The following is a 14,597-nucleotide window of genomic DNA, read 5'->3' on the forward strand; positions in this document are numbered from 1 at the left end:
CCTTCGCCTGAAGGGCGCCTCCGTACGGTCTGATTCCCACTGGGACGCGCATTGCGTCCACTCCTGTCCCTTTCGCCCCTTCTGTTGCTGATCGATGGGCGAGGCCCCCGGGCTGCGCCACCCGGCGATCGGCTGATCGTCTCCGGCCTGCCGACGGGATCACGTTGCGCACCGGGTGCGGAACGGTCGTCATCCGGTGGCCGTTGTACTGTGCGATCGCGTGCGGCAGGTGGCCCGTCCGCGACTCGCTGGGGAGGTCCAGGCCCGATGGCAGAGCTGCGTTCATCCAACCCGGCGTTCACCCGGTCGGGCTTCGGCCAGAGCCGTTCGCCGGTCCCGCCGGCCGGTCCCTGGCCGCAGGGCGGCCCTGCTCCGTGGCCGGGTGGCCCGCCGCCCACCCCGGTGCACGACAGGCTGACCTTCGACGACGTCGTCATGCACACGCTCGGCGTGTTCGCGGTGATGCTGGTCGGCGCGGGTTTCGGCTGGTACCTCTCGCCCGACTCGCCGGGCATCGCGCTCGGGGCCGGTGTCGCGGCGCTCGCGCTGAGCTTCGTCATCTCGCTCCGCAGCCGGATCAGCCCGCCGCTCGTGGTGGTCTTCGCCGTGCTGGAGGGCCTGCTCGTCGGCGGGGTCTCGCGGTTCTACGAGTCCGCGTTCTCGGGCATCGTGCTCCAGGCGCTGCTCGGCACCGCGCTGGTGTTCATCGCCATGCTGGTCGCCTACCGCAGCCGGCGGCTCCGAGCCACCCCCCGTATGGCGCGGATCGTCACGGGCGCTCTACTGGGCGTGGTGCTGCTCGGCGTCACCGACCTCGTCATCAGGGCCGTGTCCGGCAGTCACCTGCCCGTGATCAACGACGCGTCGCCGCTGGGCATCCTGTTCAGCATCGCGGTGCTCGCGGTGGCCAGCCTGCAGTTCATCCTCGACTTCGACTACATCGAGCGGGCGGTCGCCTCCGGCGCGCCTCGCGAGGAGGCCTGGCGGGCCGCGTTCGGTCTGCTGATCGGCTTCGTGTGGGTGTACCTGGAGCTGCTGCGCCTGCTCTCCAAGCTCCGCCAGTAGCCCCGTGCGCTCCGGCAGCAGCTCCGGCGGGCTGGCCCCGGCCCTCGGCCGCCGTACGCGGCAGAGGGCGCTTGGTGGTGGCCTCAGCCGGAGCGGTCCGGGCCCGCGGTGGTCGGCGTGACCCTGATCAGGCAGCGCTGCTCGCGCACCATCGCGGCACGGTAGTCATCCCAGTCCGGGTGCTCCCCCGAGATCTGGCGGTAGTAGGCGACCAGCCCGTCAAGGGCGTCGGGTAGTCGGATGATCTCGGCCGTGCCGCTGATCTGCACCCACGGCCCGAAGAAGCCGTCGGGGAGCACACACAGGTGCACCCGCGGATCCCGTTCGATGTTCGTGACCTTCAGCGCGGTGACGCGGGTACTGATCACCAGCGCGTCGCCCTCCACGCCGACCAGCACGGGAGACAGTTGCGGGGTGCCGTCACGGCGGGTGGTACCCAGGACGGCACGATGATGCTCCAGGACGAAGGCCCGGGCGGCGGCGAGATCCACGCCGCCATTCTGGTCCAGCGAGCCCGCGCCCGCCGGACAGCCCCGCCGGACCGATCCTGCCGGCGGTCGGGCCGGGCCGGCAGCCCGGCCCGCGCCCGGCCGCCGGCCGGGATCATCGATCAGACGCGGATCGCGCGCCGACGCAGGTCGGCTTCGTGCACCACGGCCGCCGCGTACCGGTGCGGCAGGCTGTGCGCGTCCCGCAGCCAGCCCACTCGTTCCGAGAAGCGCAGCAGCCCGGGCCCGTCGTGCAGGCGGGCGAGCCAGTGCCCGACGTCGTGTCCGGTCGCCTTCGGCATGCGGTCGATGAGTCCCTGGTGGATCTGCGGGGAGCGGTACTGCGACATGCGCGCCTCCAGAGGTTGAACCCGACGTCAACGGACCATGAAGCGAGCGTGCCTCATACCACACGTCTGAGCAAGACCCGAGAGTGCCATCGTCGGGTATCCTGCCCGGATGTCGGATTCGGTCCGCGAGCTGTCCCGGCAGACGAACCTCCTGCTCTCCCGCGCGCGGAGCTGGACGGGCTCCTCCTGGGACGTGCGGATCCCCACCGGGGAGACGCGCGCCGCCCGGCTCCGCACGCTGATCGACGAGCTGGCCATGCTCGGCCGGCAGGCCGGCAGCGGCGCTCCGCTCGGCGTCCGCCCGCCGCGGGTGGCGGATCACGCCCTGCCCGACCAGCTCATCGTCCTCGCGGACGACTTCCTCGACGCCGTCACCTCGGCCGACCGGTCCGCCGCGCCGGGCCGGAAGGCCGATCTGATGGGCCGCGCGCTCACCGCGGTGAGCACCGCCCGCAACGATCTCGACGGCCCGGGTTTCGGCTTCCGGCCGCGCTGACCCGGCGCCGCCGACCCCGGCCGTGCCTGGTCCCGGCTGTGCTGGTTCCGGTCTGCTGGTCCCGGCCGTGCGTTGTGGTGCCCGGTGTCAGCTCAGGTGCCAGTCTCCGCTGAGTGTGTGCAGGACCGGGCCCGCTGCCAGCCGCGCGCCGTCGAGGGTCAGGTGGACGCCGTCACGGGTGCGGATGAGCACCGAGTGGCCGCCGCCGTCCGTCAGATAGTCGGTGTAGGCGCCGCCGTTCGACAGGGTCGGCCGCAGGTCCAGGAAGCGCGCCCCGGGAACCCGGTCGGCGGCCGCACGGGTCGCCTCGTTCATCCGTGTGAAGTACCCGTTCAGTGTGGTCGAGCGGGCGGGAGGCAGGCCGAGCCAGTACACCCGGCGGGTTCCGCCGTCCGACCAGATGCGCATCAGCACGATCGCCCGGCGGCGGTACTCGGCCTCCCACTGCGGTGAGCCGGCCGGGAGGATCGTGCCGTCCGGCTGGGTGATGCCCTGGCCGTCGTTGCCGCCCATCGCCACCACCACCGCCTCGGGGTCGCGCTCGGCGACCTGGTGACGGGCGTGGGTGGCCCAGTCGAAGAAGTCCGGGCGGACGAGGCCGGTGCCGAATCGGGTGTCGGTCTCGGCGCGGATCGCCGGCGGTGCCGTCTTTGTGATCGTCGGTCCCAGCGACTCGGTCAACGAGTCACCCGTGACCAGCACTCGCAGCGGGTCGGCGGGGGTGGGGGTGCGCAGCGCGCCCGCCGCGTCGCCGTCCCGGCTTCGGTCTTTGACCTGGCCGGTGCCGGTGTTGGCGTCGGGCTCGGCGAGCGCGGCCGCGGCGGCGAGCTCGGAGTCGTCGGCCTTGCCCACGGTCGGGTCGGGGTGCCCGAAGACCTTCGTCAGCAGCCGGTCGGGCTGGTTGAGCCGCAGCGCCGAGGTGACCTCGTCCAACGGACGGGCCACGCCCAGCACCAGGTCCCGGGTGGTGCCGGGCGGCATCCCCTCACCGGCGTGCACCATCGCGGCCGAGCGCAGGACTGCCAGCAGGGCCAGGCAGGCCACGACGAACAGCAGCGCCCGCCGGGCCGACACGGCCGGCGTGGCGGGCTCCGTGGGTTTGGCGGGCTCCGTGGGTTTGGCGGGCTCCGCGGGCGTGGCCGGCTTCGCGCGCGGGGAGGGAGGGGGAGCCGTGGGGGGCGCCGCCGGAGCGGTCGGCGCGCTCGGTGACCTGGCCTCCGGCGTCATCGGACGGGTCCGTGGAGCCAATACGCCGGGCTGCGCCGGTGCACCGGGCGCGGCCGTCGGCGGCCGGTCGCCATCCCGGCGGGGAGCCGGCGCGGTTGGCGCCGATGCCGCGGGCTCGTCGCGCTGCGTCATGGCCTCCCCCGAGACTGTCGAGTTCTATGTGCTCAGGTGGTTACCTTAAGTGATGATCACTGTCGGTGCAGGCCGTGCGCCTGGTGCGTCCGATGTGCGGCGTGCGGGGTGCGGCAGGCGGATGACGCGCGGGCGCGGGCTTCGTCAGAACCGGAAATAGATGAACGGCGCGACGTCCTGTTGGCCGACGAAGGTGTAGATGACCAGCAGGAACGCGACCACCATGATGATCTGCACGGTCAGTGGGCGGGCGGCGAAGGCCTGCTGTGCCCGGATCCACCAGAGCCGGGGGACGGCGGCCGTGCCGAGGCCGATCGCTATGGCGACCAGCACGGTGTTCGTCACCAGGGGCGATGGTCCGCCGGCGGTGAGCAGACGATGGAAGATCTCGCCGGCTGTCGCGAGGTCGGGTGACCGGAACAGCACCCAGGCCGCGCAGACGAAGTGGAACACAACGAGACGTCCGAGCCAGGCCTGTGACGTGTGCCGCCGGCCGTGCATCGGGACGGTGGCCGCGACCGGGGCGGCGCCGCCGACCGCGACGGCCGCGCCGGTGGGGCCCGACCGGTCCGCCAGGGCGCCCACCGGCACCTCCAGGGACCGGGCCGGCGCGGGCACCATCGGCCTACCGACCCCACCGACCCCACCGCCGCCGACGTCACCGGTACCGCCGCCGCCGAATCCGTCCACCGGGCGCGGTCGGCCGTCGCGGCGGGCGCGCCAGGCGCGTTCGGCGGCGAGTCCGCCGCCGTGCAGGGCGCCCCAGACGACGAACGTCCACGCGGCGCCGTGCCAGAGTCCACCGAGGACCATGGTGATCATCAGGTTGACGTACGTCCGGCGGCGGCCCGCGCGGTTTCCGCCCAGCGGGAGGTAGACGTAGTCGCGCAGCCACCGGGACAGCGTCATGTGCCATCGGCGCCAGAAGTCCTGGAGGCTGGTGGCCGTGTAGGGGCGGTCGAAGTTGTCGGGGAAGCGGAAGCCGAGCAGCAGGGCCACGCCGATCGCGATGTCCGAGTAGGCGGAGAAGTCGCAGTAGATCTGTACGGCGTAGCCGTAGACCGCCACCGCGATCTCGCCGGAGGAGTGCCGTCCCGGTGCGTCGAAGACCGGGTCGACGATGCGGGTGGCGAGCAGGTCCGCGAGGACGACCTTCTTCACCAGTCCGCCCGCGATGAGGAAGACCGCCCTGGTCGCCTGTACCTGGCGCGGGTCCCGCGGCGCGGTGAGCTGGGGGGTGAACTCGCTGGCCCGCACGATCGGCCCGGCGACGAGGTGCGGGAAGAACGCCTCGTAGACGGCGAAGTCGATCAGTGACACCGGGCGGATGTCGCCCCGCCACACGTCGATCACGTAGGACAGCGCCTGGAACGTGAAGAACGAGATCCCGATCGGCAGCGCGACCTGCAGCAGCGGCAGCGGTGCGGGCAGCCCGACATCCTGCAGGGCCCGGTCGACGGACAGCGCGAAGAAACCGTAGTACTTGAACCAGCCCAGCAGTCCGAGGTCGCAGGCGATGGCGGCGATCAGGATTCGCCTGTCCCGGAAGCGGTGGATGGCGACCGCCGCGGCCTGGTTGATCAGGGTGGAGGCGACGATGAGCAGCACGAACCGGGCGTCCGCGTAGGCGTAGAAGAAGTAGGAGGCACCCAGGATGAACGGTTTCCACAGCAGTGGGACCGGCATGAGCAGCCAGGAGACGGCCATGACGACCACCAGGAACGCGGCGAACTCGATCGTTGGGAATACCACGCGCAACCGCCCGGCGTCTGCTACGGAAAGAGTACAGTCAACTACTGAAAGTAGTTGATGCGGCGGTGCGGCGCTCCCCGACGGGCCACCGGCCGGCCCGGGGCGGGAGGCGGGTCACCCCGAGGGCACGTGGATCACCCCTGTGTGACGCGGGTGACATGAAGCCGATTCGCGGCTGTGCACTGACGAAACGGCCGGGTGGTCGCTACCGTCCCGGGCATGAGAATCGTTCCCGTCAACGGCCTCGAGCTGGCCGTCGAGGTGCACGGTGATCCGGACGGACTGCCGTTGGTACTCGTGAGCGGGATGGGACAGCATCTCGTCGGTTGGCATCCCGAGCTGCTCACGAGCATGGTCCGGCGCGGCTACCGGGTGATCGTCTTCGACAACCGGGACGTCGGGCACTCCACTCACCTCGACTGGCACGGCGAGCCCGACCTGCTGGCCATCGTGAACGGCGAGACGGAGCTCGCGCCCTACCGACTCGAGGACCTGGCCGCCGACACGCTGGGCCTGATGGACGTCCTCGGGCTCGACTCCGCCCACGTCCTGGGCCTCTCGCTGGGCGGGATGGTGGCGCAGATCCTCGCGCTGACCAGCCCCGAGCGGGTGCGCAGCATCACCTCGGTGATGTCACACCCCGGCGATCCCACCGTGAAGCCGACGGACGAGGCCGTCGACCTGCTGCTGCGCCCCAGCCCGACCAACCTGGCGGAGTTCGTCCTCGCCGCCGAGGAGTCCGCCCGGGTCATCGGCTCGCCGGAGTTCGTGCTCGACGTCGAATGGCTGCGTACCCGCTCGGCGGTGCTCTGGGAACGGCGGCAGAACCCCGCGGGGGTCGCCCGGCAGCTCGCCGCCGTCCTGGTGGCGCCGGACCGCACCGAGGCGCTGCGCGCGCTGCGGGTGCCGGCCCTCGTCGTACACGGCACGCTCGATCCGCTGATCCCCGTCCGCGGTGGACGGCTGACCGCGGCCGCGATTCCGTCCGCGGAGCTGATGGAGATTGACGGGATGGGGCACGACCTGCCCAGACAGATCTGGAGCCGGCTGCTGGACCGACTGGAGGACGTCACGCACCACGGCGAGACCGTGCGCGCGGACGCGGCGCGCACGCGGGCCCCGGACAGCATGGTCAGGACCCCGGTTTCACCACCATGAGCGCGATCACCACGACCCAGCAGGTGACGGCGGCCGCGGCCCCGATGGTGATCATCGGGAGCTGGCGGCGCGCGTCACCGCCGCGTTCGATCTCGTGGACGGCCTTCTGCAGGTTCCGCGCGACCACGGTCATCGTGATCGAGACCGCCGCGAGCCACAGCACGATCGACGCCGCCAGCCACGGGTCGCCGAACCCGCGGACGCTGCCGAACGACCCCTGCCGCACGATCACCAGCCCGAAAAGAACGATCAGGACGGTCGCGGGCGGGTAGTACCTGGTCGTCCGCACGGCGGCGCGCATCCTGGGCAGGCCGGCCGGGCCCGTCCGCACCAGCCCGGGAGCCGCGGCGGTCGTGACGCAGAGCGGCCCGACGAGCAGGACGGCCGAGAGCACGTGGAGGGTGAGGAAGAGCCCGAAGCTGCCCGAGTGCGGCATGTCGAGACCGTATCCAGCGCCGGCGGGGCGCCCGCCGTGGGGCGGCACGACTCCACCTTCGGGTCCACCTTCGGGGCCCCGCCGCGGCGGTCAGAGCTCCATCGCCTGGTAGTACAGCAGCTCGATCGCCCGCCCGAAGTAGGTGCCGTAGACGGTCTGCGACTCGCCGACGTAGGCGTAGCTGACCACGCTGTCGACCCAGCCGGCCCCGGGCCCGGCCCGGCCGAGCCCGATGATCAGCGGTCCGCCGCTGGCGCCACCGGTCATGTCGCAGTTCAGCCCGAGCGACGCCGTCCCGTACGGGTCGGGGGAGGGCGCCCCGGCGCAGTAGACCAGCCGGTTGCCGTCGTAGGGCGCCAGCCGCGGGTATCCGAACGCGTACTGCGCGAAGGTGCGGGGCTGGTTGAAGGCGATGCGCTGGGCGCCGACGACGTCCTCGACGTGACGGCCCCCGCGCGCGTTGAACAGGACGAACCCGGTGTCGTAGTCGAAGTCCCCGTCCAGGCCCCAGCCCGGGGTGACAGTGATCCGGCGGGCTGTCCACAGCCCGTACGGCATCCGTCCCTCGGAGTATCCGGGCATGAAGACGACGTTCGTCGCGAACTGGTCGCCCGTGCCCTGGTGCAGGCAGTGGCCCGCGGTCACGGCCAGGTCGCGGCCCGGGCTGGACACGACCGTCGCCGAGCAGGCGTAGTCGACACCGCGCAGCGTGGTGAACAGCCGGCCGACCGTCTTCGTCGCCAGCCCGCCGTAGACGTAGGGGGCGCCGGTGCTCGGCGGCGGCGGCGTGGCGTCGCGCTGGGCCTCGCCGGCCGTGGCGGCCCCTTCCAGTGCGGACGGGGCCGGCCGGTCGCCGCGCTCGGCCGCGTCCGCCGTCTGCGCCCGGGCGCGCCGGTCGGCGGACCAGTACCGCTCGATCCGGGACTGCTCGTAGGGGCTCGCCGCGACCGGCGCCGACATCGGCTCGGCGTAGGGACGTCCGAGCGGTTCGGAGTACGGGCCGGCGAAGGGGCCGGGCAGGTCCGAGAAGGGCGCGGGCGGGACGGCTTCGGTGGCACCGCCGGCCGGGAGGTCACCGGCGGCGGCGGCCGCCAGCGTCGGGACGGTCGGGGCGACCGAGCACAGTGCCGCCGCCACCGCGGCCGCGGCGACCCACCGCCGGCGCCGGTGGGTTCCGAGTCCGTCGCCGCGTCCGCGCTCTGCCACCACGAGTGCGCACGGTAGCAGGTTGATAACTCATAGTGCTCATGTTGGGTCGGGTGGTTCGCCGGCCGACCCGGGGCTCAGCGGGCGACGCGCCGTGAGCCGCGGGAGCGCAGGTAGTCCCGGATGACGTAGCTGCCCAGCGCGGACGGGTCCGGGGAGAGCACCCGCCCGCCGTTGCGGCGGGCCATCTCCTCGACGAAGCGCACCAGGCGGGGCTCGTCGTCCAGCATGAAGACGTTGATCGTGACGCCGCGGCGGGTCAGCCGGTCGACCTCGGCGAGCGTCAGCTCCAGTGTCTCGGGCAGCGGCGGCCAGGAGAAGGACGGCGTGCCGTTGCGCTGCAGGTGGGCTGTGGGCTCGCCGTCCGTCACCACCATGATCACCGGCTCGGAGTCCGGGTAGCGGCGCAGCAGCCGTCCGGCGATGAGCAGCGCGTGCTGCAGGTTCGTGCCCTGGACCATCTCCGAGTCGAGCCCGGCGAGCTCGACCGGGCGCAGCTCGCGGGCGTAGTCGGAGAAGCCGACGATGTGCACCTTGTCCTGCGGGAACCGGGTGGCCACCAGGGTGTGCAGTGCGAGCGCGGTCGACTTCGCCACCCCCCAGGTGCCGCGCAGCGCCATCGAGTAGGAGAGGTCCACGAGCAGGCAGACGGCCGCGCTGGTGCGCCGCTCCGTCTCGGCGACCTCGAAGTCGTCGACCGCCAGCCGGATCCGCCGGCCCCGCCCCGGCGGCCCGCCGCGCAGCACCGCGTTGCGCACCGTGCGGACGACGTCGATGGGCTGGGTGTCACCGAACTGCCAGCGCCGGGACGTCCCGAGCAGGTCACCGGCCGAGCCGGCGTCGGTGAGGCTGTGGTCGCCGCGCCCGCGCGCCGCCACCTCGCGGAAGATCCGCGCGAGCGCCGACTCCCCGATGCGCCGGACGGCCCGCGGCGTGAGCTCCAGCGCTCCGGCGCGGCGGGTGACGAACCCCTGCCGCTCGAGCTCCCGCTCGATCTGCTGCAGGTTGCGCAGGTCGTCGACGGCCGAACGGCCGAGCGCGCGCTCGACGGCCTCCGGGTCGACGTCGTCCAGGGACGCGCCCGGGTAGTCCTGGCTGAGTGAGGCCGCGAGGTCGTCGAGCTCCGCCAGCTCCTCGAGCGCGCTGGTCGCGTCGCCGAGCCCGAGCGGCTCCTCGCCGGTCATCGCGTCGGAGAACCGACCCCGGCCGCGCCCGCGCGAGCGCCCGCCCCAGTCCAGGCCCGGCCGGGCCGACCGCAGCGCCTCCGACAGCCGGGACATCTCGGTGGCCAGGCCCATGTCCTCCATCGCGGTGGACATCAGGTCGGCGAGCTCCTGGCGCTGCTGGGGGGTCAGCCCGGCGAGCAGGCGCGCCGCCGCCGCGGCCCGGCGGGCGAGCACGTCGACGAGCTCGTCGAGGTTGCGCGGGTTCTCCGGGAAGAACTCGCCGTTGCGGCGCATGAACTCGTCGAAGCGGCCCTGGGTGTCCTCACCCCGGGCGTCCGCCTCCAGCAGCTCGTTGAGCTCGCGGACCATCTCGCGCACGCGGGCCATGTCCTCGGGCGAGGCGCCCTGCAGCGCCTGCTTCATGCCGCGGAACTGCGCGTCGAGGACCTCGCGGCGCAGCAGGTCGGAGATCTGCTCGTAGGTCTCGCGTGCCTGCGGCGAGCGCCAGTCGTAGTCGGCCAGCTCGCGCACGGCCCGGGCCGGGTCGGACGGCAGCGCGTCCAGCTCCGCCTCGCGCATCCGCGCCTCGTCCGCCGGGTCGGGGAACAGTGCGGCCCGCTCCTGCCCGACCGCGGTGTCGAGCAGCCGGCGGACCTCCTCGAGGGTGCCGTCCAGCCGGCCGCGCGAGCGGGCCTCGCGGCGCCGGCGCTCGATCGCGCGGCGCAGGTCGTCCAGGCCGCGGCGGTTCGGCATGCCCCGGCGCAGCAGGCTTTCCAGGGCCTCCCGGGGCGTGCGCCCCTCGAGGATCTGCCGGGACATCTCGTCCATGGCGTCGGTCGCGGAGAACGGGGAGGCCAGCGGGTCCGGCCCGCCGTCCCATGGGCCGTAGCGGAACTGTCCGGAACTCACCGGTTCCTCCTGGGTGGCCTGTGCCGTGCGGCCGCGGCCGCGTCCGGCGTCGCGCCGGTGGCGTCGCGGATTGGCGGAGTGGTGCGGGGCCCGGCGCCGGCGGTCAGCCCCCGTAGACCGTCCGGCCGGGCAGTTCCTCCTTGGCGAGCCGGCGGTTGAGGTGCAGGCCCTCCATCGCCAGCTCCAGGGCGGCCGCGGCCAGCCCCGGCGACTCCGCGCCGTCGATGTCGAGGCGGTTGAGGATCGCCGCCAGGCCTGGGACGGGACCGACCCGGCGCAGCAGCTCGGCGGCCGGGACGAGATCGCCCGTCTCGACCGCGCCGTCGCGCTCGAAGCGCTGCTGCAGGCCGGAGAGGTCGGTGCCGGCCAGCTTCGCCCGGAAGGTCTCCGCGATCGCGCGGCGCAGCAGCAGGGCCAGGACCTCGTCCTCGCGGCCCTCCTCGAGCTGGTCGAACTCGACCTTGCCCCGTACCGCCGGGACGATCGCGGCCAGGTCGACGACCCGCGCGGTGGCGGTGTCCTCGCCGGTCAGCGCCGCCCGGCGGACGGCCGAGGCGGCCACCGTCTCCGCCGCCGCCACCGCGAGCCGGGCCGACACACCCGAGCGTTGGTCCACCTGCGGCGCGTCGCGCACTGCCCGGGTGAACCGGGCGACCACCTCGATGAGGTGGTCGGGCAGCTCGGGCCGGCCCAGCGGCGAGTCGGCCCAGGAGACCACGGCCTCCTGCCGGATGAGCCGCAGCTCGTCGTCCAGGCGCAGCGGGTAGTGCGTGCGGACCTCGGCGCCGAAGCGGTCCTTCAGCGGCGTGATGATCCGGCCACGGTTGGTGTAGTCCTCCGGGTTCGCCGAGGCGACCAGCAGGATGTCCAGCGGCAGCCGCAGCATGTAGCCGCGGACCTGGATGTCGCGCTCCTCAAGCACGTTGAGCAGCGAGACCTGGATGCGCTCGGCCAGGTCGGGCAGCTCGTTGATGCTGAAGATGCCGCGGTTGGTCCGCGGGACCAGCCCGTAGTGGACGGTCTCCGGGTCGCCGAGGGTGCGGCCCTCGGCGACCTTCACCGGGTCCACGTCGCCGATCAGGTCGCCGACGCTGGTGTCGGGGGTCGCGAGTTTCTCGCCGAAGCGCTCCGAGCGGTGCCGCCAGGCGATGGGCAGCCGCTCGCCCACCTCGGCGAGCAGCAGGCGGCACCGGCCGCACACCGGCGCGTAGGGGTGGTCGTTGATCTCGCAGCCGGCGACGGCCGGCGACCACTCGTCGAGCAGGCCGACGAGTGTGCGGATCAGACGGGTCTTGCCCTGCCCGCGCTCGCCGAGGAAGACGATGTCGTGCCCGGCCAGCAGCGCCCGTTCGACCTGCGGCAGGACGGTGTCGTCGAAACCGACGATGCCCGGGAAACGGGTCTCGTCGGCCCGCATCCTGGCGAGGAGGTTGCCGCGCAGCTCGGCGCGCACCGAGCGCTGCCGGTGCCCTGATCTGCGCAGGTCAGCCAGGGTGATCTCGGTCGGCGGAGTTCCGGACCCGGGGGCGTCGGTCGTCTTCCGGGCCGTCGAGCCGACGGTGATCGGGTTCGTCGGAGGCGTGGACGGACTGTGCGGAGCCGGCGGATCTGCCACCAGCCGACGGTACGTCCACGCCGGCCCGCGCGCAGCGGAGTGGGAGGCCGTCCGCTTATGGCGTACTCCGCACCGCTCGCCCGAGACGTCCTCAGAACACGTAGGGCGACGTCCTCAGGACGCGTACGGCGCGACCGAGACGATCTCCACGGTGGCCGGCCGGCCGTTGGGAAGCGTGTACTTCACCGTGTCTCCGGCCTTGTGCCCGGTGACCGCGCCGCCCAGCGGGGAGGCGGGGGAGAACACCTCGATGCTCGCGCTGTGGTCCTCGCGTGAGCCGATCAGGAACCGCTCGGTCTCCTTCTCCCCGGGGAAGCGGATCTCGACGATCGTGCCGGGTCCGGCCTCGCCGGACGCGGAGGACGACGCCTGGCCGACGCGCGCGTCGCGGAGCAGGTCCATCAGCTGGCGGATGCGGGCCTCCTGCTTGCCCTGCTCCTCCTTGGCCGCGTGGTAGCCACCGTTCTCCTTCAGGTCGCCTTCCTCCCGCGCGGCCTCGATCTTCGCGGCGATCTCCGTCCGCCAGGTGCCCGTGAGGTAGTCGAGCTCGGAGCGAAGTCGGTCGTAGGCCTCCTGAGTGAGCCAGGTCTGCTGCGTCACGCGTCACGCTCCTCGAGGGATACCAAAGTTCTTACTTTACTGGAGGGAATCATGGTTGCCGGTTTGTCCGGCTCTGTTTCGGCGACACCGTTGTTCCGACGACCCCGTTCCGACCTCGTGAGGTCAGCGCGCGGCCGACGCCACGGCGGTCGGCACGAGGCCGAGCCGAGCGGGTGTTCCGGCCGTCCTCGACGTCGGTTCTCCCGGCGCGCGCGGCCGTCCGTGCGACGGGCCGGCGCGGCCGTTGACCGGTGGCTCGCTCGAGGCCGGGCCGACGACGATGTCGGCGTGCCGGCCGGCGACCTCGCTGTCTTCGGAGCGTGCGCGGACGGTGTATTCTGCCACGGCTCTCGGTGACTTTTCCAGATCGAAAGTGAACTGGGTCTCGCCGGGTGACCGGGTGGCTTCCGTGCCCACCCTGTCGGGGTGACCGCATGGCACCCCGGCGACCCGCCCGAACGCCGGCCGTGTGCCTGGCCGAACGCCTGCCCTTGCGGCGCTACCGGCCGGTAGCCCGGGTACCCGGCGGCCGGTGCGAGGCGCTCGCCGGCCCGCGTCAGGCGCTCGCCGTGCACCCGGCTGTCGCCGTGTCGGCCTGGGCTGGGCCCGTCCGGCCGTCAGCCACAATGGTCGCATGTTCCCGGACGAACAGGAGCGTGGTCTGCGGCTCATGGCCGTCCACGCGCATCCCGACGACGAGTCCAGCAAGGGCGCGGCGACGATGGCCCGCTACGCATACGAGGGCCTCGAGGTCCTGGTGGTCACGTGTACCGGCGGCGAGGCGGGCAGCGTCCTCAACCCGGCGATGGACTCTCCCGAGGTGCTGGCCCGGATGACCGAGGTCCGCCGGGAGGAGATGGAGCGGGCGCGGCAGATCCTGGGCGTGCGCCAGGAGTGGCTGGGGTTCCTCGACTCGGGGCTGCCCGAAGGTGACCCGCCGCCGCCGCTGCCGGAAGGGAGCTTCGCCACGCTGGAGCTGGCCGCCGCGTCCCGGCCGCTGGTCCGGTTGATCCGCGAGTTCCGCCCGCAGGTCGTCACGACCTACGACGAGAACGGCGGCTACCCGCACCCCGACCACATCATGACGCACCGGATCAGCGTGGAGGCGTTCGAGGCGGCCGGTGACCCGGCGCGCTACCCCGAGGTCGGCGCTGACGTCGGCCTGGGGCCGTGGCAGCCGCTGAAGCTCTACTACCACCTCACGTTCCACAAGGACCGGATCCTCGCCCTGCACGAGGGAATGCTGGCCGCCGGGCTGGAGTCGCCCTATGCCAAGCGGCTCGACGAGTGGATCGACCGCGCCGAGGACACCGGCCGGCTCACCACCCGGGTGCCCTGCGCCGACTGGTTCGAGGTGCGCGACCGCGCCCTGCTCGCGCACGCCACCCAGGTCGACCCGAGCGGGCCGTGGTTCCAGGTGCCGCTGGCACTGCAGCGCCAGGCGTGGCCCACCGAGGACTACCAGCTCGCCCGGTCGCTGATCGAGGTCGGGGTCCTCCCCGAGGACGATCTGTTCAACGGGATCCGCTGACTGTCGGTGGCGCGGCGTAGGGTCGCGGAACGGGCAGACGCACCGGACATCGACATCGGACAGCGGACATAGGACAGCGAACAGGAGGTGCCGGTCGGTGGGTGACACATCCGGCGGAACGCGGCTCGCCGCGGAGATCGGCACGGGTACCGGTGGCGCTCTCGTGGTCTTCGCGCTGATCCTCGCCTCGGTCGCGTTGTTCACGTTCCTCTCGGGCAGCCTGCGCCGGATGCGGGCGAACGTCGCCAGCGGCGAGTTCGGCTCGGAGGCGCGCGAGCGGGGCCGGGCCGCGGCCGAAGATTCGGCGCCGGCCTCCGAACCGGCGGCAGGCAGTGCGGCGGTGAGCAGTGCGGCGGCAGGCGGCGCCGCGACCGGTGGCACGGCGACCGGCGCGGAGAAGGACCCGGACCCGGCCTGACCTGCGGCCCGGCCGCTCGGTCGCCGGGTGCTGCTCTCGGTACCAGTG

Annotated in this window: 15 protein-coding genes; 5 read left to right on the forward strand and 10 right to left on the reverse strand. The window is 72.9% G+C overall.

From position 1 onward, the window contains the following. Positions 1–267: 267 nt before the first annotated feature. A complete protein-coding gene (locus tag AC559T_RS27115; RefSeq protein ID WP_368953707.1) occupies positions 268–1,065 on the forward strand; it encodes a Bax inhibitor-1/YccA family protein in 798 nt (265 codons plus the stop codon). Between the two features lie 83 nt (positions 1,066–1,148). Here the strand turns inward: AC559T_RS27115 and AC559T_RS27120 are convergent, their stop codons facing one another. Together AC559T_RS27120 and AC559T_RS27125 are read right to left on the reverse strand one after the other, a co-directional pair. Continuing rightward, positions 1,149–1,556: a PPOX class F420-dependent oxidoreductase gene (locus AC559T_RS27120; RefSeq protein WP_071059231.1), complete on the reverse strand. Its 408-nt coding sequence runs from the start codon at positions 1,554–1,556 to the stop codon at positions 1,149–1,151. Positions 1,557–1,675: 119 nt separating this feature from the next. After that, the gene (locus AC559T_RS27125; protein WP_020458465.1) at positions 1,676–1,903 is read right to left on the reverse strand and encodes a DUF4287 domain-containing protein; all 228 of its coding nucleotides are present in this window, start codon (positions 1,901–1,903) and stop codon (positions 1,676–1,678) included. 109 nt (positions 1,904–2,012) lie between these two features. Here AC559T_RS27125 and AC559T_RS27130 point away from each other — a divergent pair, with 109 nt between their 5' ends. After that, positions 2,013–2,399: a hypothetical protein gene (locus AC559T_RS27130; protein ID WP_112106341.1), complete on the forward strand. Its 387-nt coding sequence runs from the start codon at positions 2,013–2,015 to the stop codon at positions 2,397–2,399. A gap of 87 nt (positions 2,400–2,486) precedes the next feature. Here AC559T_RS27130 and AC559T_RS27135 read toward each other — a convergent pair whose 3' ends face one another. Both AC559T_RS27135 and AC559T_RS27140 read right to left on the reverse strand, forming a co-directional pair. Continuing rightward, the gene (locus AC559T_RS27135; RefSeq protein WP_498870513.1) at positions 2,487–3,473 is read right to left on the reverse strand and encodes an SGNH/GDSL hydrolase family protein; all 987 of its coding nucleotides are present in this window, start codon (positions 3,471–3,473) and stop codon (positions 2,487–2,489) included. A gap of 429 nt (positions 3,474–3,902) precedes the next feature. After that, entirely contained in the window at positions 3,903–5,510 is a 1,608-nt protein-coding gene (locus AC559T_RS27140) for an MBOAT family O-acyltransferase (protein WP_498870514.1), read from the reverse strand. 219 nt (positions 5,511–5,729) lie between these two features. Here AC559T_RS27140 and AC559T_RS27145 point away from each other — a divergent pair, with 219 nt between their 5' ends. Beyond that, positions 5,730–6,668 (forward strand): alpha/beta fold hydrolase, encoded by a 939-nt coding sequence (locus tag AC559T_RS27145; RefSeq protein WP_112106365.1) that lies wholly within the window; start codon positions 5,730–5,732, stop codon positions 6,666–6,668. On the opposite strand, the gene AC559T_RS27150 is transcribed toward AC559T_RS27145, so the two are convergent. The 6 genes from AC559T_RS27150 to AC559T_RS27175 all read right to left on the reverse strand — a co-directional run bounded on the left by AC559T_RS27150 (position 6,643) and on the right by AC559T_RS27175 (position 12,945). After that, positions 6,643–7,104, reverse strand: a complete 462-nt coding sequence (locus AC559T_RS27150) for a DUF2269 family protein (RefSeq protein ID WP_112106366.1) — start codon at positions 7,102–7,104, stop codon at positions 6,643–6,645. The two genes, AC559T_RS27145 and AC559T_RS27150, sit on opposite strands and share 26 nt — an antisense overlap. A gap of 90 nt (positions 7,105–7,194) precedes the next feature. Then, complete coding sequence (locus tag AC559T_RS27155; protein WP_498870515.1) at positions 7,195–8,313, reverse strand: trypsin-like serine peptidase; 1,119 nt, start codon at positions 8,311–8,313, stop codon at positions 7,195–7,197. Positions 8,314–8,387: 74 nt separating this feature from the next. Next, entirely contained in the window at positions 8,388–10,385 is a 1,998-nt protein-coding gene (locus AC559T_RS27160) for a vWA domain-containing protein (RefSeq protein WP_498870516.1), read from the reverse strand. Between the two features lie 103 nt (positions 10,386–10,488). After that, the gene (locus tag AC559T_RS27165; RefSeq protein WP_112106369.1) at positions 10,489–12,000 is read right to left on the reverse strand and encodes a sigma 54-interacting transcriptional regulator; all 1,512 of its coding nucleotides are present in this window, start codon (positions 11,998–12,000) and stop codon (positions 10,489–10,491) included. Positions 12,001–12,114: 114 nt separating this feature from the next. After that, positions 12,115–12,600: a transcription elongation factor GreA gene (gene greA, locus AC559T_RS27170; RefSeq protein ID WP_112106370.1), complete on the reverse strand. Its 486-nt coding sequence runs from the start codon at positions 12,598–12,600 to the stop codon at positions 12,115–12,117. A 123-nt stretch (positions 12,601–12,723) separates the two neighbouring features. Beyond that, entirely contained in the window at positions 12,724–12,945 is a 222-nt protein-coding gene (locus AC559T_RS27175; RefSeq protein ID WP_157904188.1) for a hypothetical protein, read from the reverse strand. A gap of 289 nt (positions 12,946–13,234) precedes the next feature. On the opposite strand from AC559T_RS27175, the gene mca reads away from it, so the two are divergent. Beyond that, positions 13,235–14,131, forward strand: a complete 897-nt coding sequence (gene mca / locus AC559T_RS27180) for a mycothiol conjugate amidase Mca (protein WP_248827762.1) — start codon at positions 13,235–13,237, stop codon at positions 14,129–14,131. A gap of 97 nt (positions 14,132–14,228) precedes the next feature. Continuing rightward, positions 14,229–14,549 carry a hypothetical protein gene (locus tag AC559T_RS27185; protein ID WP_071059257.1) on the forward strand — a complete coding sequence of 107 codons (321 nt, stop codon included), beginning with the start codon at positions 14,229–14,231 and terminating at the stop codon, positions 14,547–14,549. Positions 14,550–14,597: the final 48 nt, after the last annotated feature.

The organism is Frankia sp. Hr75.2 (assembly GCF_949319125.1).
GTDB classification, from domain to species: Bacteria; Actinomycetota; Actinomycetes; order Frankiales; family Frankiaceae; genus Parafrankia; species Parafrankia soli.

Coding starts and splice junctions, on each gene's coding strand:
- AC559T_RS27115 (WP_368953707.1), top strand. CDS start 268: ATGGCAGAGCTGCGTTCATCCAACCCGGCGTTCACCCGGTCGGGCTTC.
- AC559T_RS27125 (WP_020458465.1), bottom strand. CDS start 1,903: ATGTCGCAGTACCGCTCCCCGCAGATCCACCAGGGACTCATCGACCGC.
- AC559T_RS27130 (WP_112106341.1), top strand. CDS start 2,013: ATGTCGGATTCGGTCCGCGAGCTGTCCCGGCAGACGAACCTCCTGCTC.
- AC559T_RS27145 (WP_112106365.1), top strand. CDS start 5,730: ATGAGAATCGTTCCCGTCAACGGCCTCGAGCTGGCCGTCGAGGTGCAC.
- AC559T_RS27150 (WP_112106366.1), bottom strand. CDS start 7,104: ATGCCGCACTCGGGCAGCTTCGGGCTCTTCCTCACCCTCCACGTGCTC.
- mca (WP_248827762.1), top strand. CDS start 13,235: ATGTTCCCGGACGAACAGGAGCGTGGTCTGCGGCTCATGGCCGTCCAC.